This window comes from Actinomadura physcomitrii, from assembly GCF_008923205.2.
GTDB lineage: Bacteria > Actinomycetota > Actinomycetes > Streptosporangiales > Streptosporangiaceae > Spirillospora > Spirillospora physcomitrii.
Window position 1 is genome coordinate 1 of record NZ_WBMS02000105.1, and the last position, 1,102, is coordinate 1,102.

1 protein-coding gene is annotated in these 1,102 nt (G+C 66.1%); it reads right to left on the reverse strand.

Features of this window, described 5'->3' with window-relative positions; all coding sequences use genetic code 11:
- Window positions 1–39: 39 nt before the first annotated feature.
- Complete coding sequence (locus F8568_RS46440) at window positions 40–879, reverse strand: IS5 family transposase (protein ID WP_151600552.1); 840 nt, start codon at window positions 877–879, stop codon at window positions 40–42.
- Window positions 880–1,102: the final 223 nt, after the last annotated feature.

Here is a 1,102-nt window from a genome sequence, read left to right on the forward strand (position 1 = left end):
ACTGGGCGTTTCATCCTGCGAGTTCCGTTTGATTCCGGGTCAGGTGCCCCGCCATGTGGGAGTGGATTCGCCGGTGAGGCGGCGGCTCATGAGGTCGATCATTGCGAGGTGGATCATGGCGGTGGAACTGGCCGAGAGGGTCTCGTAGTCGCGGACCAGGCGGCGGTGCAGCATGAGCCAGCCCAGGGTGCGTTCGACCACCCAACGGCGTGGTAGCGGGGTGAAACCCCGGACGCCTGGCGGGCGTTGGACGATCTGCATGTCGATGCCGATCGCAGCAGCGTGTTCGACCAGGTGTTGGCGGTAGCCGCCGTCCACCCAGATGGTGCGGAGGGCGGGCTGCTGGCCGGCGATCTGGTTGATCAGAGTGGTGCCGGCGACCGAGTCTTGGACAGAGGCGGCGGTGACCAGGACGGCCGGCAAGAGGCCGAGGGTGTCGACCACGATGCTGCGTTTGCGGCCGACGATCTTCTTGGCGGCGTCGATGCCCTGGTCAGCTACTGGAACGCTAGGAGAGGTCTTGACGCTTGGGGCGTCGATCACGCCGGCGCTGGGTTGGGCGCAGCGGCCCTCGCGGATGCGGACCAGGCGGTGCAGCAGTCCCGACAGCCGGGTGAAGACCTCGTCGTCGCGCCATGCGCGAAAGTAGCCATAGACGGTCTGCCAGGGCGGGTGGTCGTGCGGCAGGTAGCGCCAGGGGATGCCGGTGCGGTCGACGTAGAGGATGGCGTTCATGATGGTGCGTAGGTCGTGTTCGGGTGGACGGCCGATGTCCAGGGCGCCGGCGCGACGCCGGTCGCGCCAGGCGATCAGGGCCGGCTCGATCAATTCCCATCGGGCATCCGACAGGTCGCTGGGGTAGCGGCGTTCAGGGGTCATGACCTCGGCGTAATGCCGTGCCGTCGAGCCCGGCCATAGACGTCTTGGTCAGGTCAGCAAGTCGGAGCTTCGCCGCCATCGGGCCAGCATCGGACGCAACCCGCGTTTTCGGGATGAGACAGAATAACGACCACGAAACATGCTGGTCCGATGCTCCACAAGCCTCACCGAAAGCAGCTATCTCTCATCTCTCTGTCTGGCTGCGGCTAGCTCGCACGAGGAC